The organism is Paraflavitalea sp. CAU 1676, assembly GCF_029223285.1.
GTDB lineage: Bacteria > Bacteroidota > Bacteroidia > Chitinophagales > Chitinophagaceae > Paraflavitalea.
On record NZ_JARHUJ010000001.1, the window covers coordinates 59,168 to 81,455 of the forward strand.

A 22,288-nucleotide genomic window follows, 5' to 3' on the forward strand; every position below is an offset into this window, starting at 1 on the left:
ACGATTGTTATGAAATCTCAACATAAAAGCTTCAGCCGTTTTGCAGTGGTGATGATGGGGGCGATGCTGGTAGCTTCGTCCTGTACCAAGCCGGAGCTCGAAGACGATTTTCCGAAAGGCGATCCTCCTCCTATCGGAAACTATGTCAACTCCAGTGAAATAGCCCCCGCCGACCTGGTGGCTTTCTTCCCCTTCGATGGCACGTATGCCGACAGTAAAGGAGCCGTACCAGGTGGTACTTTAACAGGCCGGGGTGGCGGCTTTACCCAGGGCAAAAAGGGACAGGCTTACCAGGCGGGGGATAGTTCGTTCATCGCTTACACAACTGCCGGACCACTGGCGGGCCTTACCAGCTTTACCGTTTCCATGTGGATCAATACACTGAAACATGCAAGTGGTGCACAAGGGGTATTTGCTGTAGCGAGGCAGGATGGATCATTCTGGGGTAATTTCTTTATGTTGATCGAGTCTACTGGGCCTTCGGAAAACAGGATGCTGGCGAAAGTACATTTTGAAAAGAATGTAACGCCACCTGTACTAAATGCCGAACACTGGATGGAAACCTCCGGAGATAAGAAGCTCATTAACGATATGTACGGCGGCTGGCGCCATATTGCCTATGCATACGATGAGACAACTTCTACTTTTGCCATGTACGCCAATGGCAACAAAGTAGCCTTTACCGATGAAGAATCCAAACGATTGGCCTCCCCAGGCGTACCATTGGGGGCGCTGGCCTTCAAAGATGCCACCCGGTTTATTGTAGGCGGTTATCAGAACCACCTGGGCAAGCCACCCTTCAACGGACTGGAAGATTGGATGAAAACCTATACAGGCAGGCTCGATGAGTTGCGCATCTATAAGAAAGCGCTCTCCGGATCGGAGATCATCGCATTGTTCCAACTGGAAAAACAAGGAAGATAATTTCATCATATTACGGGCTGCCGGCTATAGCCGGCGGCCTCTTTATTAGCATTGGCTTTAGGAATGACTATAAAAAAAATCATGTTCGCAGCGGCGATGCCGTTGGTGATGGCTGGCTGTGGTAAAAGCAATGGCGGCGATCCTGCGCCGCCTGCCGCTTTCAATTACTCCTCCGCTTCGGTGAATGGGGTGAGCAATGGCAGTTTTGAATACAACCGGCTGAATATGCTGCCGGTGATCCGTCTCAGCTTTTCGGCACCGGTAAACCGCAGTACGGTTGCTGCAGGAGTCAGTTTCAGCGATCGCGCAGGGGGCACACTTCCGTATCGGACCAGCTATGCATCGGGCGATAGCGTGCTGATCGTGCAGCCGCAAGCTGCCCTGCAAGGATTTAAGCAGTATGCGCTCGCACTATCCACCGCACTGAAATCGACGGCAAACGTAGCCTTGAAAAGCACGCTCACTTTTTCCCTCAATACAGGCATAGACTCGTCCGACAAATTCCCCCGCATCTCCGATGCCGACCTGCTGACCAAAGTGCAGCAGCAAACGTTCAAATACTTCTGGGATTTTGGGCATCCTGTTTCGGGGCTCGCCCGCGAAAGAAATACTTCAGGCGATATCGTTACCTCGGGAGGATCGGGCTTCGGCATCATGGCCCTTATTACCGGTATACACCGCAACTTCATTACCAGGGCCGATGGGTTGGCCCGCCTGCAAAAGATCGTCGGCTTTCTGAAAACGAAAGCGGTTACGTTTCATGGAGCCTATCCCCATTGGCTGAATGGTGCTTCCGGGGCCGTAGTGCCCTTTAGTGCAAAAGACGATGGAGCCGATCTTGTGGAAACATCTTATCTCATTCAAGGCCTCCTTTGTGCCCGCCAGTATTTTAGCCTGGGCGACGCCGCGGAGCTTGCCCTGCGCAATGATATCAACGCCATCTGCAATAAGGTGGAATGGAACTGGTTTCGCAAGAACAATGAAAATGTGCTGTACTGGCATTGGAGCCCCAATAACAATTGGGACATGAACCTGCCCATTCGCGGATGGGACGAGTGCCTGATCACCTATGTACTGGCTGCTTCTTCTGCTACGTTTGGGATACCCAAAGTGGTGTATGACGAAGGCTGGACACGCAACGGAGCATTCCGGAACGGCAACCTGTTCTATGGTGTACAGCTGCCGCTGGGACCTCCAGCCGGAGGTCCGCTGTTCTTTGCACATTACTCCTTTCTCGGCATCAACCCCAATGGACTGTCGGATGTGTATACCAACTACAGCGATCAAAACAAAAACCATTCGCTGATCAATTACAATTATTGCGCGGCAAATCCATTAAGCCAATACGGCTATAGCAACCAGTGCTGGGGACTCACCGCCAGTGATATTCCTGGTGGGTATACAGCGAGCTCGCCCACCAACGATGTAGGCGTTATTGCACCTACAGCCGCTTTGTCATCATTCCCGTACACACCTGCCGAGTCGATGCAGGCCCTGAATTTCTTCTATTATGTATTGGGCGATAAACTGTGGAAGGAGTATGGTTTTGTAGATGCCTTTTCCCTGAAAGATCCCTGGTTTGCCGATTCGTTCCTGGCCATCGACCAGGGCCCCATCATCGTGATGATAGAAAATTACCGTAGCAAATTGTTGTGGGACCTGTTTACCGGCTGTCCCGAAATCAAAACAGGCATGAAGACCCTTGGGTTCTCTGCACCTTATCTCTAAAAATATTATTTGTATGAAGTATTTATTGTTCGCCGCGCTCTTTCCCGCTACCCTCACCATAGGCTGCGGCTCATCTGAAAACAATGCCGGCAAGGATTCAGGAGACTCTGCCACGGTTGCCAAAGTCGATACCGCTTTGTCCGACACCGCCCTCTTTCGCCTGGTGCAGCAACAAACCTTTCAATATTTCTGGGATGGCGCCGAGCCCACCAGCGGCATGGGACGCGAGCGTTTCCATGCAGATAATATTTATCCCGAAAACGATAAGCAGATCGTAACCAGCGGGGGCAGCGGCTTTGGCGTAATGGCCATACTGGCAGGTATCGAAAGGGGATTTGTGAGCAGGGAAGAAGGGCGTGTTCGACTGGAGAAGATCGTAGGTTTCCTGGAAAAGGCCGACCGCTTCCACGGCGCCTGGTCGCACTGGATAGATGGAGAAACCGGCAAGGTGAAACCTTTTGGCAAGAAAGACAATGGCGGCGACTTGGTAGAATCCTCCTTCATGCTCACCGGACTGATATGCGTGCGCCAGTATTTTGCCAATGGCAATGCCGAAGAAAAGCAACTTGCTGCCCGTGCAGATAAGTTATGGAAAGACGTTGATTTCAACTGGTACCGAAATGGTAAGAATGTGTTGTACTGGCACTGGAGCCCCAGCTATGGCTGGGAGATGAACTTCCCCGTTCGCGGCTACAACGAGTGCCTCATCATGTATATACTGGCGGCATCATCTCCCACACACGGTGTACCCGCCGAAGTGTACCACGAAGGCTGGGCCGAAGGAGGGAAGATTGTTGCCAATCCTCCCATCAATACGGGCGTTGGCGATTCGGCGTTCGGTTATCCACTTCATTTGCGCTACCAGGGCAATCCGCGCAACGGTGGCCCGCTGTTCTGGGCGCAATACTCCTACCTCGGCCTTGACCCAAGAGGGTTGAAAGACAAGTATGCCGATTATTGGGAAGAAACGAAGAACCAGGCCATGGCCAACTATGCCTGGTGTGTCGCTAACCCCAAACACTTTAAAGGATATGGGCCCAATAACTGGGGACTTACCGCCAGTTATTCGGTAAACGGCTATGCCGCCCATGCCCCCGACTCAACAAATGACCTCGGGGTGATCACACCAACGGCGGCACTCTCTTCCTTTCCTTACACCCCCCAACAGTCGATGGCCGCCATGAAACATTGGTATTTTGATAGGAAGGACAAACTGTGGGGACCTTATGGTTTTTATGATGCCTTCAGTGAAACCGACAACTGGTACCTGCCCCGTTACCTGGCGATCGACCAGGGCCCCATCGTGGTGATGATGGAGAACTATCGCAGTGGTTTATTGTGGAACCTGTTTATGAGCAGTCCGGAAGTAAAAGCAGGGTTGAAGAAGCTGGGCTTTGAGAGTCCGCACCTGCAATAGGATGGCTTGCCGGTTTCGGGGAGGATCAATGGAAAGTGTGCCGACGACCAACTCAATCGCCGCTGGACATACACCCGGAAATCTGTAAACAAACATAGAATGCTTTTAGTCACATGAGAAAAATGGTCCTTGTTAGCAATGCTTAATGTCATTGTATGCGTATGAAAAGGTTATTGGTGTTAGTGATGGTGTGTAGTCTGTTGTGCCCGGAAACCCGGGCGCAGCAGGCTCCATCAACCTATTGTAATCCCATCAATATTGACTACGGGTATACGCCGATCCCCAACTTCAGCGAATGGGGGCGCCATCGTGCAACCGCCGATCCGGTGATCGTCAACTACAAAGGCGATTTTTATTTGTTCTCTACCAACCAGTGGGGCTATTGGTGGAGCAGCGATATGAACGACTGGCATTTTGTGTCCCGCAAATTCCTGAAGCCCTGGCACAAGGTGTATGATGAATTGTGTGCCCCGGCCGTTTGTGTAATGGGCGATACGATGCTGGTGTTTGGATCAACCTATTCGAAAAACTTTCCCATCTGGATGAGCACCGACCCCAAGGGTAACCAATGGAAAGAAGCCGTTGATTCGTTTGAGATAGGGGGCTGGGATCCGGACATTTTCCTCGACGATGACGGCAGGCTGTACATGTACAACGGCAGCAGCAACCGCTATCCGCTCTATGGCGTGGAGCTCGACCGGAAAACCCTGCAGCCGATGGGTACCCGTAAGGAGATGTACCTGCTGGAAGATTGGCGTTATGGATGGCAACGATTCGGCGAATACAGCGACAACACTTTCCTCGATCCGTTTATAGAGGGCGCCTGGATGACCAAACACAAGGGGAAATACTATTTGCAATATGGTGCCCCGGGCACAGAGTTCAGCGGTTATGCCGATGGCGTAGTGGTAGGCGATCATCCACTGGGCCCGTTTACGCCACAACCCGACCCCGTGAGTTACAAGCCAGGGGGCTTCGCCCGTGGCGCAGGCCATGGCAGCACTTTCCAGGACAATAACCAGCAATGGTGGCACGTATCTACCATTGCCATATCAGTCAAAAACAATTTTGAGCGCAGGCTGGGTATATGGCCCACAGGTTTCGACGACGATGGGGTCATGTGGTGCAATACCGCCTTCGGCGATTACCCGCATTACCTGCCCTATAGTTCAAAGGCTGCCGCGGCCGGTGCAGGGCAACCCAAGAGCCAATCCACGAACCAACCCACGAGCCAACCCAACCGCCAACCCAACCCCCAACCCGGCGGGTTTACCGGCTGGATGCTGCTCAATTTCAATAAGCCCGTAGCCGTTTCATCTACACTCGGCAGCTACTGCCCCAACTACGCTGTAGACGAAAGCATCAAAACTTATTGGAGTGCCGCCTCCGCCAATAAAGGCGAATGGATACAGACTGATCTTGGCAAACTGAGCACCGTTCGCGCTATCCAGATCAATTATGCCGACCAGGATGTAAGTTTCCCCAAAGAGATAGACACGGTGTTCCTGGGCAAAACCATAGGGCTCTTTCACCAGTACAGGCTCTACCATTCAACAGATGGAAAGAAATGGAATTTGCTGGTTGACAAAAGCTTAAATAAGAAAGACGTTCCGCATGAGTATATCGAATTGCAGGCGCCCGTGCGTACCCGCTATATCAGGCTGGAAAATATGCACATGCCGGCGGGTAAGTTTGCCATCAGCGGGCTGCGGGTATTTGGCCGTGGCGAGGGAAGCCTCCCAGATACGGTTAAGAGCTTCTTTGTGCTCCGCACCGAAAAGGACAAGCGGAGTGCCTGGATAAAATGGCAGCCGGTCGACAATGCGTATGCGTACAATATCTATTATGGCACGGCGCCCGGCAAACTGTACAACTGTATCATGGTGCACAACGCCAACGAGTACTATTTCAAGGGGATGGATATTACTTTACCCTATTATTTCCGCATAGAATCGGTGAACGAGAATGGTGTTTCGGAAAAAGCCCAATTAGTAAAGGTGGATTAGTAAATTTGACAACCATTGTTCAACCCAACCAAATATGCACCAAGAATCACCATCCCCTGCCCTAAACCGGCCCCGCACCGTAGTCCGGGCCTTTTCCTTTGCGCGCGTTAAGCGGGCTGCCTCGCTACTCCTGATCATAATTGCCATAGGTTCACCCTGCCTGTTACAGGCGCAGGATGGCTTGTGGAGCGAGATCAAAGCGTTCAAAAAACAGGATAGCCTGCAGCCTCCGCCCAAAAACGCCATCCTGTTCGTTGGCAGTTCATCATTTCGAATGTGGCGCGATGTGCAGAACGCGTTTCCCGGTCACACCATCATCAACCGGGGTTTCGGCGGCTCTACATTGCCCGATGTGATCCAGTATGCGGATGACATTATATTCCCCTACCAGCCCAAAGAGGTGGTGATCTATTGCGGAGAGAATGATATCTCCTCTTCCGATACCATTACCTCGAAGACCGTATTTAGCCGGTTTGAGAAGCTGTTTACGATGATCCGTAAAAAGATGCCCAAAGTGCCGATCGTATTTGTGGCGATGAAACCAAGCCCCAGCCGGGAAAAATATCATCAGAAACTGGTGCAGGCGAACCAGCTTATCAAGACCTATTTGTCAAGGCAAAAGAAGGCAGCTTATGTCGATGTATACAAACTCATGCTCGACAATGGCAAGCCCGATGAAAGCCTTTATGGCGGCGACAGGCTGCACATGAATGCCAAGGGATATGCGATCTGGCAAAAGGCCATCGAGCCATATCTGATCAAGTAAAAAACAGGGTACGCGGTGCGGGCCAGGATACTGGCGCCGGGCATACCCGCGCAATACAGTCGATAATAAATAGGCACATTATGTTGAGAAAACTTAGTACGCTGGCGCTGTTGGCATCCTGCCTCGTGAGCCAGGCGCAATTGGATAAGGAGGTTAAGATGAATCAGTTCATCACCATCCTCATGCAAAAGATGACGCTGGAAGAAAAGATCGGACAGCTCAACCTGACTTCGGTGGGCTTTGATGTAACCGGACCGATCCTGAGTCAGGGCGTAGAAGAAAAGATCAAGAAGGGCCTGGTAGGCGGCGTGTTCAATACCTATACACCCGTAGCGGTGCGAAAGTTGCAGGACATTGCCGTGAACGAAACCCGTCTCAAGATACCGTTGCTGTTTGGATATGATGTGATCCATGGACACCGCACTATTTTCCCCATACCGCTCGGGTTGTCGGCCAGTTGGGATCCTGCACTCGTGCAGCGAACCGCCCGTGCTGCCGGCGATGAGGCAGCGGCCGATGGATTGAACTGGGTGTTTTCGCCAATGGTGGATATAGCCCGTGACCCTCGCTGGGGCCGCGTGAGCGAAGGAGCCGGTGAAGACCCTTACCTCGGTGCCCAGATGGCCCGCGCCATGGTGAAGGGATACCAGGGCGACAATTTTATACTCGACAATACCGTATTGGCCTGTGTAAAACACTTTGCACTGTATGGCGCTGGCGAAGCCGGGCGGGACTACAATACGGTAGATATGAGCCGCCTGAGAATGTACAACGAATACCTGGCTCCTTATAAAGCAGCCATCGATGCAGGCGTTGCTACCGTAATGACCTCCTTCAATGAGATCGACGGCGTACCCGCCACAGCCAATAAATGGTTGCTGAAAGACCTGCTGCGCAAGCAATGGCGCTTCAATGGATTGATCGTAACCGACTATACAGCCGTCAACGAAATGATCGCGCATGGTATGGGAGATGCCAAGAAGGTTGGAGAGCTGGCCTTGAATGCCGGCAACGAAATGGACATGGTGGGAGAGATCTTCCTGAACAATGGCGTAGACCTGGTGAAGAGTGGCCGGGTATCGCAGGCAACGATCGATGCCGCCTGCCGCAACGTATTGGAAGCAAAATACAAGTTGGGATTATTTGATGATCCTTACCGCTATGTGAATGAGGCGCGGAATAAGACCGCCATCATGAATGAAGCCAAGCTGGCCCTGAGCAAGGAAGCAGCGATCAAGAGTATGGTATTGCTGAAGAATGCCAACCAGGCATTGCCGCTCAATGCTGCGAAGAAGATTGCCTTCATCGGCCCGTTGGTAAAAGACCATCGCAACCTGATTGGTAACTGGAGTGGCGCAGGCGACTGGAAGAAAGCCGTGAGCCTGTGGGCTGCCCTGGAACAAAAGTTTGGAGCAGATAAATTCTTATATGCAAAGGGTTGTAACCTCGTGGATGATCCGGCACTGCGCAAAAGGCTGAATGACCACGACGGCCAGATCGTACTGGATGAAAAGACGCCCGAGCAACTGATTGCCGACGCCGTACAAACCGCTCAACAGGCCGATGTGGTGGTAGCGGTACTGGGTGAGGCTTTCGGCATGACAGGGGAAGCTGCCAGCCGCAGCATGATCGGCCTGCTCGATAATCAACTGGACTTGCTGAAGGCTTTGAAAAAAACGGGCAAACCCATCGTACTCGTATTGATGAATGGCCGCCCGCTGACGCTTTCCTGGGAAAATGAAAATGTAGAGGCCATTCTCGAAACCTGGTTTGCAGGAACACAGGGCGGCGCTGCCATTGCCGATGTACTGTTTGGCGAGGCCAACCCCTCTGGCAAACTCTCTATGACCTTTCCGCGCAATGTGGGTCAGGTGCCCATTTACTACAATGCCAAAAACACCGGCCGTCCATTTGATGAGAATCAGAAGTACACGTCAAAGTACCTCGATGTGCCCAATACGCCGTTGTATCCTTTTGGTCATGGCTTAAGCTATACTACGTTCAATTACGACGATATCAAACTGAGCAAAGCGACGATCACGGCTACCGATAAATTGCAGGTATCAGTGCATGTGGCCAACACCGGTAATTATGACGGTGTTGAAACTGTGCAGCTTTACATCCGCGACATGGTGGGCAGCATTACCCGTCCGGTAAAAGAATTGAAGCGCTTTGAGAAGGTATCCCTGAAGAAAGGCGAGAGTAAGGATCTGTCCTTTACTCTAACGGTAGAAGACCTCAAGTTCTTTAACGCCGACCTTAAGTGGGTGGCCGAACCTGGCGACTTCAAAGTGTTTGTTGGAACCAACTCACAGAACGTGAAGGAAGCTTCGTTCAGTTTAAAATAAAGTGATCATAATATAGATATTGAATAAGGGGCTGCCCGCGGGCGGCCCTTTTTTGTGGTTATGCTTATCTTTAAGCGAAAACCCAATCTTCGCGAAAATGATCAAACTACGAGCCTTACTAATCTGTACTGTTTTTACGGGCTGCTCTGTTTTAGCCATTGGGCAAGGCGGCGCCAACCGCGCAAAGCCCATGAACATCATTTTCATTCTGTCCGACGATCACCGGTACGATGCCATGGGATTCATGAATAAGATACCGGGATTGCAAACGCCGGGCATGGACCGTATGGCGAAAGAAGGCGCCCACCTGAAAAACGCCTTTGTATCAACGGCTTTGTGTTCGCCCAGCAGGGCTTCCATCCTCACCGGCCAGTATGCGCATACCCATACAGTAGTAGACAACGACGCACCACTACCAGACAATCTTACCTTTTTCCCCCAGTATCTTCAGAAGAGTGGTTATCAAACTGCCTTCCTGGGTAAATGGCATATGGGTAACACGGACGATAAACCCCAGCCAGGGTTCGATCACTGGGTGAGTTTTCAAGGGCAGGGTGTTTACTACAATCCAACCTTCAACATCAACGGGCAACGGGTAAAACAACCGGAGGGCAGTTATACTACTGATCTGCTCACTGAAAATGCCATCGACTGGCTCAATCACCGCAATAAGCAGAAGCCATTCTTCGTGTACCTGTCGCATAAAGGCGTGCATGCCGAGTTCAAGGCCGCGAAGCGGCATGCCGGTAAATATGCCAACCTGCCGATCGTATGTCCTCCTTCCATGTATTTGACTGCCACCGACAGCAGCAAGGTGTATGGTGAAGTAACGGCGCCAAAAGGACCAGTCAATTATAAGGATATACCGCAATGGGTGCGCCGGCAACGGTATAGCTGGCATGGCGTCGATTTCATGTACCATGGCGATATCAAGTTCAACGACTTTTACCGGCAGTACCTCGAAACCCTGCTGGCAGTAGATGAAAGCATACAGCGTGTATTGGATTGGGTGAAGGAGCAAGGACTTGAGCAAAACACGATGGTAGTGTATATGGGCGATAATGGCTTTTCGTTCGGAGAGCATGGATTGATCGACAAGCGCCACGCGTATGAGGAGTCCATGCGGGTGCCTTTGTTATGCTGGGCACCTGCTTTGGTGAAGCCCGGTACCGTTGTGCCACAGATCATCATGAACATCGATATCGCCCCCACCTTCCTGCAGCTGGCTGGCGTAAATCGCCCGGCGAACATGCAAGGCTCATCCTTTGCTGACCTCTTACGAGGTAACCAAACGCCCTGGCGCGATAAGGTATTCTACGAGTATTATTGGGAGGCGTCCTTTCCGCAAACACCTACCATCTTCGCCATCCGCACCGATCGTTACAAATACATTTACAATCACGGCGTGTGGGATATCAACGAGCTGTACGACCTGCAGAACGACCCCTACGAAATGAACAACCTGATCCGTGATACCAGTTTCCGCAAAACCGGGATGGCCCTCAAGAAAGAGTTGTTTGGCTGGCTGGAAGAAACCAAAGGCCAGCAAATTCCACTTAAATATCCACCCGGCCGAAACGACCATCAATTCAGGAATACCTATTAACTACAACAGATTGAATGTTTTATTGACTACCCCGTGCTTAAGGTCCGGGGTATGTCTTTTGCATAGGCATCATAAACAGTTTCTTATGCGCATAATCGGTGTTATACTGCTGGTGGGAGGTATTTTCCTGGGCTATATGGGCTACAATAAGTATACTGAAAATAAAGCGAATGTGAAGATCGGCGACCTCGAGATCACGGCTAAAGACCAGGGTAATACGACTGTTGCTTTCATCATGATGGCGGCCGGCCTGGTAGGTATTGTAGGCGGCGCCGTGATGCTTTCCCGTAAGGCAAGCTGACCCAGTCGCCACCATTCCAGCTCTTTTTTAAAAAAGTTGTCACGTTTTGCCGGTTTGTATATCTACTATATAAACCGAACAAATATGACAAACAGAATCACAATGGCCCAAAGCCCCAAGGGCTTACTCGACGGACTGGTAAAGACAGAATTCTTCATTAAGAAATCAGGAATGGACCTGCGGTTGATCGAACTGATCAAATACCGCGTGTCGCAGATCAATGGATGTGCGTATTGCTTGGATATGCACCACCGCGAAGCGCTTCAATTGGGCGAATCGGAACTCAGGTTACATACCGTGATCGCCTGGAAAGAGTGTCCCTATTTTACCGTCAAAGAAAGAGCGGCCTTACACCTGGCCGAAGCCCTCACACAAGCTCAACCACTGCACGTAAGCGACGAATTGTACAAGGAGCTGTCACAGCATTTTACACCTGAAGAGATTGCCGTGCTCACGGTAGCGATCGCCACCATCAATAGCTGGAACCGGCTCAATATCACCTTTGGCTCTGTACCCGCGACTTATAATGAACAAATACCTGCTACTTCACCTGTTTAAAACCAGCCCCATGAAAGCAATCTTTTTATCAATGCTAATTGTATCAATGATGAATACGCAAGCGCAGAAGAAATACAACCCTCCTACCTTGTTCGATCCCACACCTTATGGATTTTCACACGTGGCAACCGTACCTGCAGGCTATCAACTCATATTGGTAGCCGGACAGGGCGGTGAAGAGAATACCGAAGGCAAACTAACGCCCGACTTCAGGACCCAGGTAAGGCAGGCCCTGCTGAATATTCAAAAAGCCCTGGCCCCTGAAAAGGTCACCATGGATGATGTGGTCAAGGTAACGAGCCTCGTGGTTGACCACGACGAACAGCGCTTGCAGATCCTTATTGAAGAGTTCAAAAGAGTATGGCCCAAAAAGAATTTCCCCATCAATACGCTGATCCCCGTGCCGCGGCTAGCGATTACAGGAATGCTTTTTGAGTTGGAGGCGATGGCGATCAAAAAGCCATAATGACCAGCAATAAAGTCAATAGCCGCCCAAACGCCGATGTGACCTGTAAAACGGACTGTGAGCCCCGGGACCGGATGTTTTTCCGGAGCTTCCGGCAGTCATTGTAAACCGATCTCCAGCTAAATGTGTTATTAAAAGTTATGATCACCGATTACCAAAAGGTCCTGTTCCCCTATGCTTACAATATACTGGGCTCGGCCGAAGATGCCAGAGATGCCATCCAGGATACCTTGTCGCACTATATTGTAAAGCCAAGGGACGAAGTGGCGAACGAAAAGAACTACCTGATCAAATCGGTCATCAACCGTTCGATACAAATGAAGAAACAACAAAAACAGTTGGTGCCGGTAGAAGCGGTTTGGTTGCCTGAACCTATTGCTACCGACCTCCCGGCCATGAAGGGAGAGAACGATGAGCTGGCACCCTTCGCCCTGCTGGCCCAATTGGAAGCGTTAAACCCGAAAGAGAGAGCCGTGTTTATCCTGAAGGAAGGATTCAATTATTCGCATGAGGATATCGCCACGGTGCTGGATAGTACCACCGAGAACTCGCGGCAGTTGCTCACGCGGGCAAAGAACAAGTTGAAGAAAAAGGAACATCACTTTGTGCAGGATTTCAAACAGGAAACGGCCACCGCTGTGGTCAGGAAGCTGTTGAACGCGATTCAACGGGAAGATGCTGAAGGCGTAGAGCGGCTGCTGGCCGAAGATGTTCAGTTCTATGCAGACGGCGGTAGAAATATGAAGCTGGTGGCGACCTATTGCGCAGGCCGGCAAGCCGTGCAGGACGTTATCACCGTGGTGTACCAGAAATACAATTATCAGCTGCGACAGGAATATGCGGTCGTCAATCATCAGCCGGCGGTGCTGTACTACAATGGGGAGCAATTGGTTTCCTGCCAGGTTTTTGAGATCGAAGGGGAGAGCGTGATACGCATCGATGCCATCATTGATCCCGAAAAACTGAAGGGCCTGGCTGCCCAAAGAATTACGGAATAAGACAGCGTCGTTTTGGTAAATTGGGTGGTCGTTTCAAGGCAGTGGCAAGAGGATATAGTGCGTCAACATAAAAGCAAACTGCCGTGTTCCGCATAGTGTCATTTGTCAATTCATACTATGGTATCTATTGAAAGAATAAGTAGCCAGTTGGTGTTGGGAGTACCCCAGCGTAAAATGAAATATGTGCTGGTATTATGCACAGGCGGCGTCATCGACATGGTGGTTGATGAACAGCATTTCCGGCTTGCCGCCGGCGATGTGATCACCATTACTTCGGGTCAGGTACATTATTATTCTTCCATCGATAAAGCCCAGGGATTTATCCTGGAGTTTACGCTCGACTTCTTTTGCAAAGACGATAATGATGTGGAGTTGATCTTTCACAACGGCCTATTCTGTCATTTCGCTATGAATGAAGTAATACCGGTTGACCAGTCGCTGGTGGAAACTCAATTGGCGCTCATCGAAACAGAGCTCAATGAAAAACCCTATCAATACCTCATCTCCCTGCATAGCCGGATAGCCCTTATTCTGGTGGCCATCAACAGGGCCAAGGTGTCGCGGGGCGATGAGATCTGGAAGCCCGAAGCCTTGTTCCTCAAATACCTGGAGGCTGTGCGGGGTAATTTCGAACACAATTATTCCGTGGCAGACTTTGCTCAGATGCTGGGCACTACCGAAGTAAAGCTGAATGAGCTCTCCAAACTGCATTCCGGCAAAACAGCCCAGGCGGTGATCTTCGGACTGGTAACTGCCGAAGCCAAGCGCCTGCTGGTATACGGCGACCTCACGATCAAGGAAGTTGCCTACAAGTTGGGTTTCAACGACCCCTTCTATTTCTCCAATTTCTTTAAAAAACAAACCGACCTGTCGCCCAAGGTCTATAAAGAAAAGTTTGTGGGGTAGCCCACGGAAATTACATGCTTTTTGCAGGTTTCTCTATTCTTTGAGGGGGCTGTCCTGGTGAACTTTGTGTTGTCAATCATTCATCATTTAAACAGTACAACATGTTCATTTATCAGGACTTAGCTTCCCTGCTATTGAGGCTCTCTTTGGGCGCTGGCTTCCTGTCGGCTGTAGCCAGCCGGCTGGGCTTATGGGGCAAACATTCTTCGGGCTGGACCAATTTCGTCAACTACACAGGCCAGGTCAACTCCTTTATGCCTGCCAGCATGATACCAACGCTGGCGGTGGTCGCCACGGCACTTGAGATGCTGTTGGGCATCCTGCTGCTCACAGGATTTAAGACCGGCTATGCGGCACTGGCGGCGGCCATACTTAGCCTGCTGTTTGCCATTGCCATGAGCATCTCCGCCGGCGTTAAAGATCCATTGGATTACTCTGTCTTTGCATTTAGTGCAGGCGCTTTTCTGTTGTCAACCCTACCGGCTCACAAATGGAGTATCGATCAATTAATCGCTCAATAAGCTATCTAATGGAAAACATTACCTGGAGCACGAATATAGAAGACCACATCGTGCGCAACAACAATAGACAATGGCAGCCTTTGATAGAAAAGGGCATACATTATGAAGGGGTGTATGTCATTTCCCTTCACTATGATCAAAGAAAGGAAAGGTCAACCACCATACTCCTTAAGTTTGAAGCGGGTGCCATTTACCCTTACCACAACCACCCGGCGGGCGAAGAGATCTTTGTACTGAATGGCGAAGCTATTCTGGAAGAGGCTACGCTAGGCGAAGGAGACTACCTCTACACGCCGCCCGGATTCAAACACTCCGTACGCTCCCAGACAGGGTGCACCTTGTTGCTGAATATTCCGGAAGAGGTGGAGATACTGTAGCGGGCGCTTTTACCAGCCCGTTACCAGTAACCTGCTGGCCCCTTTGATGCCACAATGCTGATACTTGTCGTAAGCCTTAGCTGCGCGCTGCCTGACCTGCTCAGGCGATTCTTTGGCCAGCCAGCTTGCAATGGCCGCTTCCAGCGTATAGGCCTCGGGGCTCATCAGGCCGGTGCTCCACAACAAAGGCGTTGCGCCCGATTGACGAATACCCTCGTTAAAGAACCGCTTGCTGATGCAGGCCAGTATGACCGTTTCCCGCTTAGCTGTATGGGCCGATGAAGGATAATTGGATAGCGAAAAGTCCATCAGGCCATCGTGTCCCGTATAGGCGATCAACTGCGCCGAACCGCCAATGCCAATGGTGTCGCCTTCAACGACCAATCGTTGATGGGCACGGCCTGCCGCAGCCTTGAAGAAATCGATGGTGCAGGATTTGATGGCGGCGCCATCATATGCATCGGCCACCAGCCAGGCATTTTGTGTCTTGTGTTTGAATACACAACGTTCAAGTATTTGGGGGGCCACATCTTTGATATTGCTGACCATCTTCCAATGTGCCTGTTTTCTGAAGTAGCCTTTTACACCGCCGGCGCAACCCCAGTACAGGTTATTGGCCGGGTCTTGTCCGTTGCCGATCGCAGCAGGTACCGGTACGATGCCCTGGTTCTTATTATCGCATAAGGCTACATAGACATGGATCACTTTCGCGGTATTGGGAAAGAGGCTGTCGGAAGTTGCTATCTGGTTGGCTGCCGGTATAATAGCATGGCCTGCATCAGCGGGTGTACCCCGTTGTTTGCAGGCCATGGTCAGGAAAAGGACAATATAGAGTCGCATCTTCAACAAGATGCAGTACGTTCAAAATTGCATACGGCGGTCCAGGCTTTTTTTTTGAGAACCAGCCTGCTTGCTACGGGAGGCGATTACCAACGGCGATCGACCTGTGGCGCCTACCCACGGGACTTGCTGTAGGGCGTACCCTGTCGGTGCCTGCGCCCTCTACCACACATATGTTCCCACCGAACCCGCAGCCAGTGAGTGGCTCACCCATTTACCCTTGTAGCGGATATTGAAGGTTTCGGGACTATTGCCGTCGTTAGATACGATCAGCACCTTTTTACCAGCCGGTGTAAGGAAAGCTACATTTTGCAGGTTGCCGGCAATATTGCTGGCAATGCGTACCGAGCCCGCTGGTACTAACTTCGAGGCATGAGCTACGATATAATAAGCCACGTTGCGCGTAATGCTTCCCCCAATCGTAAGAGCGCCCTTACAGGTAGTGCAGCCTCCCGGCGTATGCGGACCATAAGAAGCGTCGTTGGCCAGGTTCCATTCCAGCGCCACCCGGCTCCAGTTGCGCGTAGCGCCCACGATCACATTTTTCAGGTGCCACTTGAGGTCGCCGCCGAAATTGCCATTAGAGGCGGTGTATTGTTCCGTGAAATAAACATGTTTGTCGGGGTGTGCATTGTGTACCTGCGAAAGCGTGTTGATATCGCCTTCATACAGATGAAAGGCACTACCGTTTACAAATGCCTTAGCTGCTGCGTCGTTGAGGATCGCCAGCGGATAATCGGGCCGGTTACAATTGTGATCGTACACGATGATCTTAGTGGCGAGGCTAGCCGTCTGAAAAGCAGGCCCCAGGTTGTTCTTGATGAAGGCGGCCTGTTGCTCGGCCGTCATGTACAAACTGGGGTTATTGCCCGGATGCAAAGGTTCATTCTGAGGGGTAATCGCATCGATCGTAATGCCCTCCGCCTTCATGGCCTGTATATACTTTACGAAGTATTTAGCATACACCTCGTAGTACTCGGGCTTGAGACTTCCGCCTACAGAGAGGCCATTGTCTTTCATCCACACCGGCGGGCTCCAGGGGGTAGCCAGGAACTTTATGGCCGGATTGATCGCGACGATCTCTTTCAATAATGGGATCAGTTCAGTCTTATCGGGGCTGAGGCTGAATTGGGCCAGTGTTGGATCAGTTTGGCCGGCCGGCATATCATCATAACTATACACCGAGGCGCTGAGGTCCGAGGCCCCGATGCTGAGGCGCAGGTAACTGATGCTGATGGAGTTTTCCTGGTTGCCGAATAACTCCTTCAGCAAATTGCTTTTATCCGTTGCACTCAGGCGGTTGATCACATAGGCGCTGCCGCTGGTAAGCGTATACCCAAAACCGTCGATGGTTTGGAATTGCTGCGTGCTGTCTACGTCGATATTGGTAAAGGCATTGGCATTGGTACCAAATGTAAGTACCACCGTTTGCTTTTGTAGCAAGGCCTGCTGATCGCCGGTAGTGATCCAGGCGGCTACATCGGGATTGCCGGCTGGCGGGTTGGGCTGCGGCGTAGAGCCACCGCCGTCATCTCCCTTTTTACCGCCACAGCTGCAACTGGTGAGGCAGGTAACAAGTACAATAGACCATAATCTGAATGGCATGTGACGATAATGTTTGATTGGTCAAATAGGAAGGCGGGACCTGTCGATACCCGCCTTCCTGAAAGTTGATAGTTGCGCCTCGGCGCCTCTTATTTATTGATATTCGGGTTCCGGTCTACTTCATCCTGTGAAATGGGGAAATAGAGTTCTTCGGCAGTAACGTTGTAATTGAGGGCATTTCCATTGCCATCTACCTGTGCATTCATCACCGCAACGGCGCGGCCGGTACGGATCAGGTCATACATCCGGTGGCCTTCGAAGGCGAGCTCCAGCTGACGTTCTTTCTCTACGGCCAGTCTTAAAGCAGCCTGCGTAGTGGCAGGCGTATTACCGAGCCCAACACGCTTCCTGATCTTGTTGATATAGAACTGCGCGCCGGTGGCATTGTCCAGCTGGTTCAGCTCGGTCAACGCCTCTGCTTTCAGCAACAGAATGTCGGCATACCGTATACGGAAGGTATGGCTCTTGGCATCTGCGTCGCGGTATTTGTAGATCACCGGTGTAGGCTTGGGCCAGTAGTCATCAGTCCAGGAGGGCGTAACGTAGGTAACGCTGGCGTTCTTCCTCACCAGATCACCTTCAGCCTCCCAGGCTTTCACGACGGTGTGAGAAGGGATGTTGAACTTCTTCCAGTCGCCCCACATGAAGGGCGTATTCATGCCGGTGAGCCAGTTTTGACGCACACTACCGTCATACTGCGTTTCCCAGATAGATTCGATACTGTTGATGGTAGCTGTGAGGTATAGGTCGGCGAAATTGGGAAGCAGGTCATAACCCAGTGCCGTTACGGCATCGCAATATTGCACCACCTTGCTCCAGTCTGGATTGGGCTTCTGGGCATAGGCTTTGGCCAATAAAGCATTGACAGTTCCCTTAGTGATGATCGTTTTGTCAGTCGATTTTTCACGCACTTTCGGCAGCGCAAATTCGAGGTCTTTGATGATCTGGGCGTATACCGAGTCGGCCGGCTTTTTTGTCGGGAACATTTCTGTTACCGCACCTGGTACACCGAGTATAATGGGCAATTCTTTCCAGATTCTGATGGCGTTGAAATAATGCCAGGCACGCAGGAAAGAGGCTTCGCCCAGTATCTGCTGGCGGCGTTCCTCGGTAAGGTTGCGATCCTGGATCGTTGGGACAAACGACAACACGATGTTGGCGTTCTTGATGTCGGTAAACAGGTAACGCCAGTCGCGCTTAACGTTGCCGTTGCTGGCATTGACCGTGTATTTGTCAATACTGAAGTTGGCAGCATTGTCGCCCCCGGCATAGGCATTATCGGCCATTACATCGCCGTTGACCAGGAAGTCGAGGGTGTAATATTCATCATAGAGGTCGCCGTAGGCGCCGTTGAGCAGGGGCTCCGCGGTTACCTCATTCGGCAGTGCATCGGAGATGGGTTCTTTATCGAGAAAGTCTTTTGTACAGGAGGTGAAGCTGGCAATGCCCATCAACCCTGCTGCAATGTATAATGTGAAGCGTTTCATAGCTTTTTGCATTAGGTGTTTAAATTAGAAATCGGCACTGATGCCAAAAATGAAGGTCCTTGACTGCGGATACGTTCCGTAGTCGATACCCATGGCAGGCCCGTTGGGGTTGTTCTGGCTAACTTCCGGATCGAATCCTGAATAGTTCGTGATGGTAAACAGGTTCTGACCGGTTACATACAGGTTAAGCCGGCTAAACCCTGCTTTTTGTATCAGGTTGTTGCTGAACTTATAGCTCAGGGTGAGGGCTTTGAGGCGCAGGTACGAGCCATCTTCGATGAAGCGTGATGATACAATACTATTGTAGTTATTGTCGTATCCCGCTGGTGCACCGGCCGATCCGCCCGTGGCACGAGGTATATCGGTCGTTTGGCCAGCCGAAGTCCATCTTCTCAACACATTGGTGCTTTGGTTCTTCGAGTCGTACATCCCTTCCGTTTCAATGCGCGATGCATTGAAGACATCGTTGCCCTGAATGCCCTGGAAGAATACATTCAGCTCGAAGTTTTTGTAGCTGACGGTATTCGTAAGTCCGTAAATGAAATCGGGCTGGGCATATCCGATGAAAGTACGGTCGCCGTCACTGAGGCCACCGCTTTTGTCGAGGTCGGCATACTTCATCATACCAGTAGCGGGGTCTACGCCTTCCGCCACATAACCATAGAACGAGCCCAGGGCCTTGCCGGGCATGGCGAGGATCGCATTGTCTCTTTCATAGACACCGCCATAAGGAATGCTTTTGCTGAATTCACCCAGGCTGGTAATCTTATTTCTGTTGAACGAAATATTACCATTGATATTCCAGCGTACGGATTTACTGTTGATAGCAACGGCATTAACGGTAAGCTCTATTCCCTTGTTCTCGATGGCACCTACGTTATAGGTTTGGGCCGAATAACCCGAAGAGGGTGGTGGTTCAACAGCTACCAGCAGGTCTTTGGTCTTTTTGATATAACCGTCGATGGTAACGCTCAGCCGGTTGTTGAAGAAGCTCGCGTCGATACCTACGTTGGTTTGTTCGGTCTTCTCCCAGGTGAGTCCTTCTTTGGGCAGGTTGCTGAAGGTAAAGCCACCTGCGCCATTGGGGTTGAAGATGCCGTAATAATCATAATCTCCAATACCGTCATTACCGGTTTGGCCCCAGCCGACCCGCAATTTAAGATCGTTGAACACGCGGTTGTTATCCATGAAACCTTCATTGCTGATCCGCCACGCGGCTGATAGGGAGGGGAAGAGCCCCCAACGCTCATCTTCCGAAAAACGGGAAGAACCGTCGTAGCGAAGATTGGTCTGCAAGAGGTATTTGTCCTTGTACGAATAGTTGATCCTGCCCAGGTAAGAACGTTTGCTCCACTGCGACATCGTAGTAGGCATGCTGATGCGCAGGCGGGCTGCATTCAACGTGCCAACGGCGCCATTGGGGAAATCCCTGCCTTCGGCATAGCTGTATTTGTAATCACTTTCCTGCATGGTATGACCCACCAGTACGGCCAGCGTATTGTCGCCGAAATTCTTGGTATAGTTCAAAGTATTTTCCCATAGCCATACAAATCGTTGGGTAGAGGAGGTGTAACCAACTCCTTTTACAGAGCGGCCATAGTCGGTCATGTACGGATCCTGGAACTTGTCCCAGCGGGAGCTTTGTGATTCGATACCGAAATTGGAACGGAAGTTCAGTCCGCTGGTGATCCTGAAGTCAGCGAGGATGTTGCCGATCACGCGGTTCTCAACGCTCTTTTGTTCGGCGCCGTAAGCCATCGCGATGGGGTTTTCCCAGCTGCCCTGGTTAACATTGGAGGTATACGTACCATCAGGTTTATATATGCCTAAGGTGGGTGGTGAGCTGAGGGTGGAGAGGATGGTTCCGCCGCGGGCGCCACCGGCATTATCGGTAATGTCTACAAACTCCGATCTCAGGTAACTGAGATTGGTACCGATATTGAGCCAGTCCTTTACCTTATTATCGAGGTTAACGCGTACTGAGTAACGATCGTAATCAGCAGGTGCTACCACGCCTTGTTGCTTTTGATAACCGCCGGAAATGTAATAGCGATTGCCTGCAGTGCCTCCGGATGCTGCCACCTGTATATTTTGTTCTTTGCCGGTATGGAAGGCTACATCCTGCCAGTCGGTGTTGTTGTTGTTGGGATCGGTGTAACCCATCGACTTAATGAGGTCAAGGTACTGATCACGATCGAGCACATCGATCCGCTTAGCGAATGTAGAGAAGCCCGTATAGGCGTTCACGGTTAATTTGGTTTTACCCGATGCTCCTTTCTTGGTTGTTACGAGTACCACCCCATTGGCGCCACTCGCGCCATAGATGGCGGCGGAAGAAGCATCTTTCAATACCGAGAAGCTCTCGATATCGGAAGGGTTAATGAAGTCGATGGAAGGCACGATGACTCCATCTACAACGTATAATGGATCATTTTTGGCGGAGAGGGAAGTATTACCCCGCACGCTAACGGTGAGTCCCCAGCCTGGCTTACCGGAAGAAGCAAACACGTTCACCCCGGCAGCCTGACCCTGCAGGCCGGCAGCGGCACTGACGATTGGCCGGTTCTCGAAGTCGGAGGCTTTAATGGTCGATACAGCACCGGTAATATCCTTTTTACGCTGACTGCCATAACCCACCACCACCACCTGGTCGAGCGGTTGGTCGGAAGGAGCGAGCTCAACGTTCACCACGTTTTGGGCGTTCACGGCCACTTCTTTGTCGAGGTAGCCGATGTAAGTAAATTTCAGCGTTGCTTTTTCATCGGCCGTGATACTGTACTCACCGGCATTGTTGGTAGAAGTACCGGCGGCGGTGCCTTTTACCTGCACCGATACGCCAAACAGCGGTTCATTGTTGGGCCCGGTTACTTTACCTGTAACACGGATATCCTGCCGCTCGTTGGTTCGTGATACGATCGCAATCAGGTTATTGTCCAGCAACTTGTAAGTGAGGTCGGTATTGGACAGGATCTTATCGAGCGTTTCGCGGATGCTGGCTTTTTTCACGTCTACCGTAACCTTCTGCTTCAATGCTTTGAGGTCGTAGTTGTACAGGAACCGGAATTCAGCGGTCTTCTCGATCCGGTTCAAAACTTTGTCAATGGATGTCTGTTGCAGGTTCAAGGTGATGTTTCCCTGTCCATACACATTGGCCTGTACATGACAAACACTGAGCACAATGAGGAAGAGTGTCATCTTCATAATCACGAACAGTTTAAAGAGCGATGGGGCATGGGCATACCTCCTCCCGGGAGGCGTACTTTTTTTCATATATTTACGCTTTAAGGTGATCAAATCAGAACCCTGGAGCGATTTACCAGATCTTATCCAGGATTCTGTTACTGCCTTAACGGGATCCCGCTCCAACGGGGTCCCATTATTTTTGTATAGCTGGTCTGCATGCGCTGCTCCAACAGGGCATGCAGACGGATCGC

Annotated in this window: 18 protein-coding genes; 14 read left to right on the forward strand and 4 right to left on the reverse strand. The window is 51.1% G+C overall.

The features are described 5' to 3' along the window. Positions 1-9: 9 nt before the first annotated feature. From P2H89_RS00235 to P2H89_RS00300, 14 genes are all read left to right on the forward strand, one after another. Positions 10-924: a LamG-like jellyroll fold domain-containing protein gene (locus P2H89_RS00235; protein WP_275824448.1), complete on the forward strand. Its 915-nt coding sequence runs from the start codon at positions 10-12 to the stop codon at positions 922-924. An 81-nt stretch (positions 925-1,005) separates the two neighbouring features. After that, positions 1,006-2,652 (forward strand): glucoamylase family protein, encoded by a 1,647-nt coding sequence (locus P2H89_RS00240; protein ID WP_275824449.1) that lies wholly within the window; start codon positions 1,006-1,008, stop codon positions 2,650-2,652. A gap of 13 nt (positions 2,653-2,665) precedes the next feature. After that, positions 2,666-4,069 (forward strand): glucoamylase family protein, encoded by a 1,404-nt coding sequence (locus P2H89_RS00245; RefSeq protein WP_275824450.1) that lies wholly within the window; start codon positions 2,666-2,668, stop codon positions 4,067-4,069. 161 nt (positions 4,070-4,230) lie between these two features. Next, positions 4,231-6,075, forward strand: a complete 1,845-nt coding sequence (locus P2H89_RS00250) for a family 43 glycosylhydrolase (RefSeq protein WP_275824451.1) — start codon at positions 4,231-4,233, stop codon at positions 6,073-6,075. 34 nt (positions 6,076-6,109) lie between these two features. After that, entirely contained in the window at positions 6,110-6,841 is a 732-nt protein-coding gene (locus tag P2H89_RS00255; RefSeq protein ID WP_275824452.1) for a GDSL-type esterase/lipase family protein, read from the forward strand. A gap of 80 nt (positions 6,842-6,921) precedes the next feature. Beyond that, positions 6,922-9,189 (forward strand): beta-glucosidase BglX, encoded by a 2,268-nt coding sequence (gene bglX / locus P2H89_RS00260; protein ID WP_275824453.1) that lies wholly within the window; start codon positions 6,922-6,924, stop codon positions 9,187-9,189. 97 nt (positions 9,190-9,286) lie between these two features. Then, positions 9,287-10,795 carry a sulfatase gene (locus tag P2H89_RS00265; protein WP_275824454.1) on the forward strand — a complete coding sequence of 503 codons (1,509 nt, stop codon included), beginning with the start codon at positions 9,287-9,289 and terminating at the stop codon, positions 10,793-10,795. 85 nt (positions 10,796-10,880) lie between these two features. Continuing rightward, complete coding sequence (locus P2H89_RS00270; RefSeq protein WP_275824455.1) at positions 10,881-11,096, forward strand: hypothetical protein; 216 nt, start codon at positions 10,881-10,883, stop codon at positions 11,094-11,096. An 84-nt stretch (positions 11,097-11,180) separates the two neighbouring features. Then, entirely contained in the window at positions 11,181-11,654 is a 474-nt protein-coding gene (locus P2H89_RS00275; protein ID WP_275824456.1) for a carboxymuconolactone decarboxylase family protein, read from the forward strand. Between the two features lie 46 nt (positions 11,655-11,700). Further along, positions 11,701-12,120: a RidA family protein gene (locus P2H89_RS00280; RefSeq protein ID WP_275824457.1), complete on the forward strand. Its 420-nt coding sequence runs from the start codon at positions 11,701-11,703 to the stop codon at positions 12,118-12,120. 140 nt (positions 12,121-12,260) lie between these two features. Beyond that, positions 12,261-13,118 (forward strand): sigma-70 family RNA polymerase sigma factor, encoded by an 858-nt coding sequence (locus tag P2H89_RS00285; RefSeq protein WP_275824458.1) that lies wholly within the window; start codon positions 12,261-12,263, stop codon positions 13,116-13,118. Positions 13,119-13,235: 117 nt separating this feature from the next. Next, on the forward strand, positions 13,236-14,024 hold the full coding sequence (locus tag P2H89_RS00290; RefSeq protein ID WP_275824459.1) for an AraC family transcriptional regulator: 789 nt from the start codon (positions 13,236-13,238) through the stop codon (positions 14,022-14,024). A 101-nt stretch (positions 14,025-14,125) separates the two neighbouring features. After that, a complete protein-coding gene (locus tag P2H89_RS00295) occupies positions 14,126-14,545 on the forward strand; it encodes a DoxX family membrane protein (RefSeq protein WP_275824460.1) in 420 nt (139 codons plus the stop codon). Positions 14,546-14,553: 8 nt separating this feature from the next. Further along, positions 14,554-14,922 carry a cupin domain-containing protein gene (locus P2H89_RS00300; RefSeq protein WP_275824461.1) on the forward strand — a complete coding sequence of 123 codons (369 nt, stop codon included), beginning with the start codon at positions 14,554-14,556 and terminating at the stop codon, positions 14,920-14,922. 9 nt (positions 14,923-14,931) lie between these two features. Here P2H89_RS00300 and P2H89_RS00305 read toward each other — a convergent pair whose 3' ends face one another. From P2H89_RS00305 to P2H89_RS00320, 4 genes are all read right to left on the reverse strand, one after another. Then, positions 14,932-15,762 carry a hypothetical protein gene (locus tag P2H89_RS00305; RefSeq protein WP_275824462.1) on the reverse strand — a complete coding sequence of 277 codons (831 nt, stop codon included), beginning with the start codon at positions 15,760-15,762 and terminating at the stop codon, positions 14,932-14,934. 162 nt (positions 15,763-15,924) lie between these two features. Further along, a complete protein-coding gene (locus P2H89_RS00310) occupies positions 15,925-17,367 on the reverse strand; it encodes a glycoside hydrolase family 30 beta sandwich domain-containing protein (RefSeq protein WP_275824463.1) in 1,443 nt (480 codons plus the stop codon). A gap of 89 nt (positions 17,368-17,456) precedes the next feature. Next, positions 17,457-18,854: a RagB/SusD family nutrient uptake outer membrane protein gene (locus tag P2H89_RS00315; protein WP_275824464.1), complete on the reverse strand. Its 1,398-nt coding sequence runs from the start codon at positions 18,852-18,854 to the stop codon at positions 17,457-17,459. Positions 18,855-18,878: 24 nt separating this feature from the next. Beyond that, a complete protein-coding gene (locus P2H89_RS00320; protein WP_275824465.1) occupies positions 18,879-22,055 on the reverse strand; it encodes a TonB-dependent receptor in 3,177 nt (1,058 codons plus the stop codon). Between the last annotated feature and the right edge of the window lie 233 nt (positions 22,056-22,288).

Coding starts and splice junctions, on each gene's coding strand:
- P2H89_RS00235 (WP_275824448.1), top strand. CDS start 10: ATGAAATCTCAACATAAAAGCTTCAGCCGTTTTGCAGTGGTGATGATG.
- P2H89_RS00240 (WP_275824449.1), top strand. CDS start 1,006: ATGTTCGCAGCGGCGATGCCGTTGGTGATGGCTGGCTGTGGTAAAAGC.
- P2H89_RS00245 (WP_275824450.1), top strand. CDS start 2,666: ATGAAGTATTTATTGTTCGCCGCGCTCTTTCCCGCTACCCTCACCATA.
- P2H89_RS00250 (WP_275824451.1), top strand. CDS start 4,231: ATGAAAAGGTTATTGGTGTTAGTGATGGTGTGTAGTCTGTTGTGCCCG.
- P2H89_RS00255 (WP_275824452.1), top strand. CDS start 6,110: ATGCACCAAGAATCACCATCCCCTGCCCTAAACCGGCCCCGCACCGTA.
- bglX (WP_275824453.1), top strand. CDS start 6,922: ATGTTGAGAAAACTTAGTACGCTGGCGCTGTTGGCATCCTGCCTCGTG.
- P2H89_RS00265 (WP_275824454.1), top strand. CDS start 9,287: ATGATCAAACTACGAGCCTTACTAATCTGTACTGTTTTTACGGGCTGC.
- P2H89_RS00270 (WP_275824455.1), top strand. CDS start 10,881: ATGCGCATAATCGGTGTTATACTGCTGGTGGGAGGTATTTTCCTGGGC.
- P2H89_RS00275 (WP_275824456.1), top strand. CDS start 11,181: ATGACAAACAGAATCACAATGGCCCAAAGCCCCAAGGGCTTACTCGAC.
- P2H89_RS00280 (WP_275824457.1), top strand. CDS start 11,701: ATGATGAATACGCAAGCGCAGAAGAAATACAACCCTCCTACCTTGTTC.
- P2H89_RS00285 (WP_275824458.1), top strand. CDS start 12,261: ATGATCACCGATTACCAAAAGGTCCTGTTCCCCTATGCTTACAATATA.
- P2H89_RS00290 (WP_275824459.1), top strand. CDS start 13,236: ATGGTATCTATTGAAAGAATAAGTAGCCAGTTGGTGTTGGGAGTACCC.
- P2H89_RS00295 (WP_275824460.1), top strand. CDS start 14,126: ATGTTCATTTATCAGGACTTAGCTTCCCTGCTATTGAGGCTCTCTTTG.
- P2H89_RS00300 (WP_275824461.1), top strand. CDS start 14,554: ATGGAAAACATTACCTGGAGCACGAATATAGAAGACCACATCGTGCGC.
- P2H89_RS00305 (WP_275824462.1), bottom strand. CDS start 15,762: ATGCGACTCTATATTGTCCTTTTCCTGACCATGGCCTGCAAACAACGG.
- P2H89_RS00310 (WP_275824463.1), bottom strand. CDS start 17,367: ATGCCATTCAGATTATGGTCTATTGTACTTGTTACCTGCCTCACCAGT.
- P2H89_RS00315 (WP_275824464.1), bottom strand. CDS start 18,854: ATGAAACGCTTCACATTATACATTGCAGCAGGGTTGATGGGCATTGCC.
- P2H89_RS00320 (WP_275824465.1), bottom strand. CDS start 22,055: ATGAAGATGACACTCTTCCTCATTGTGCTCAGTGTTTGTCATGTACAG.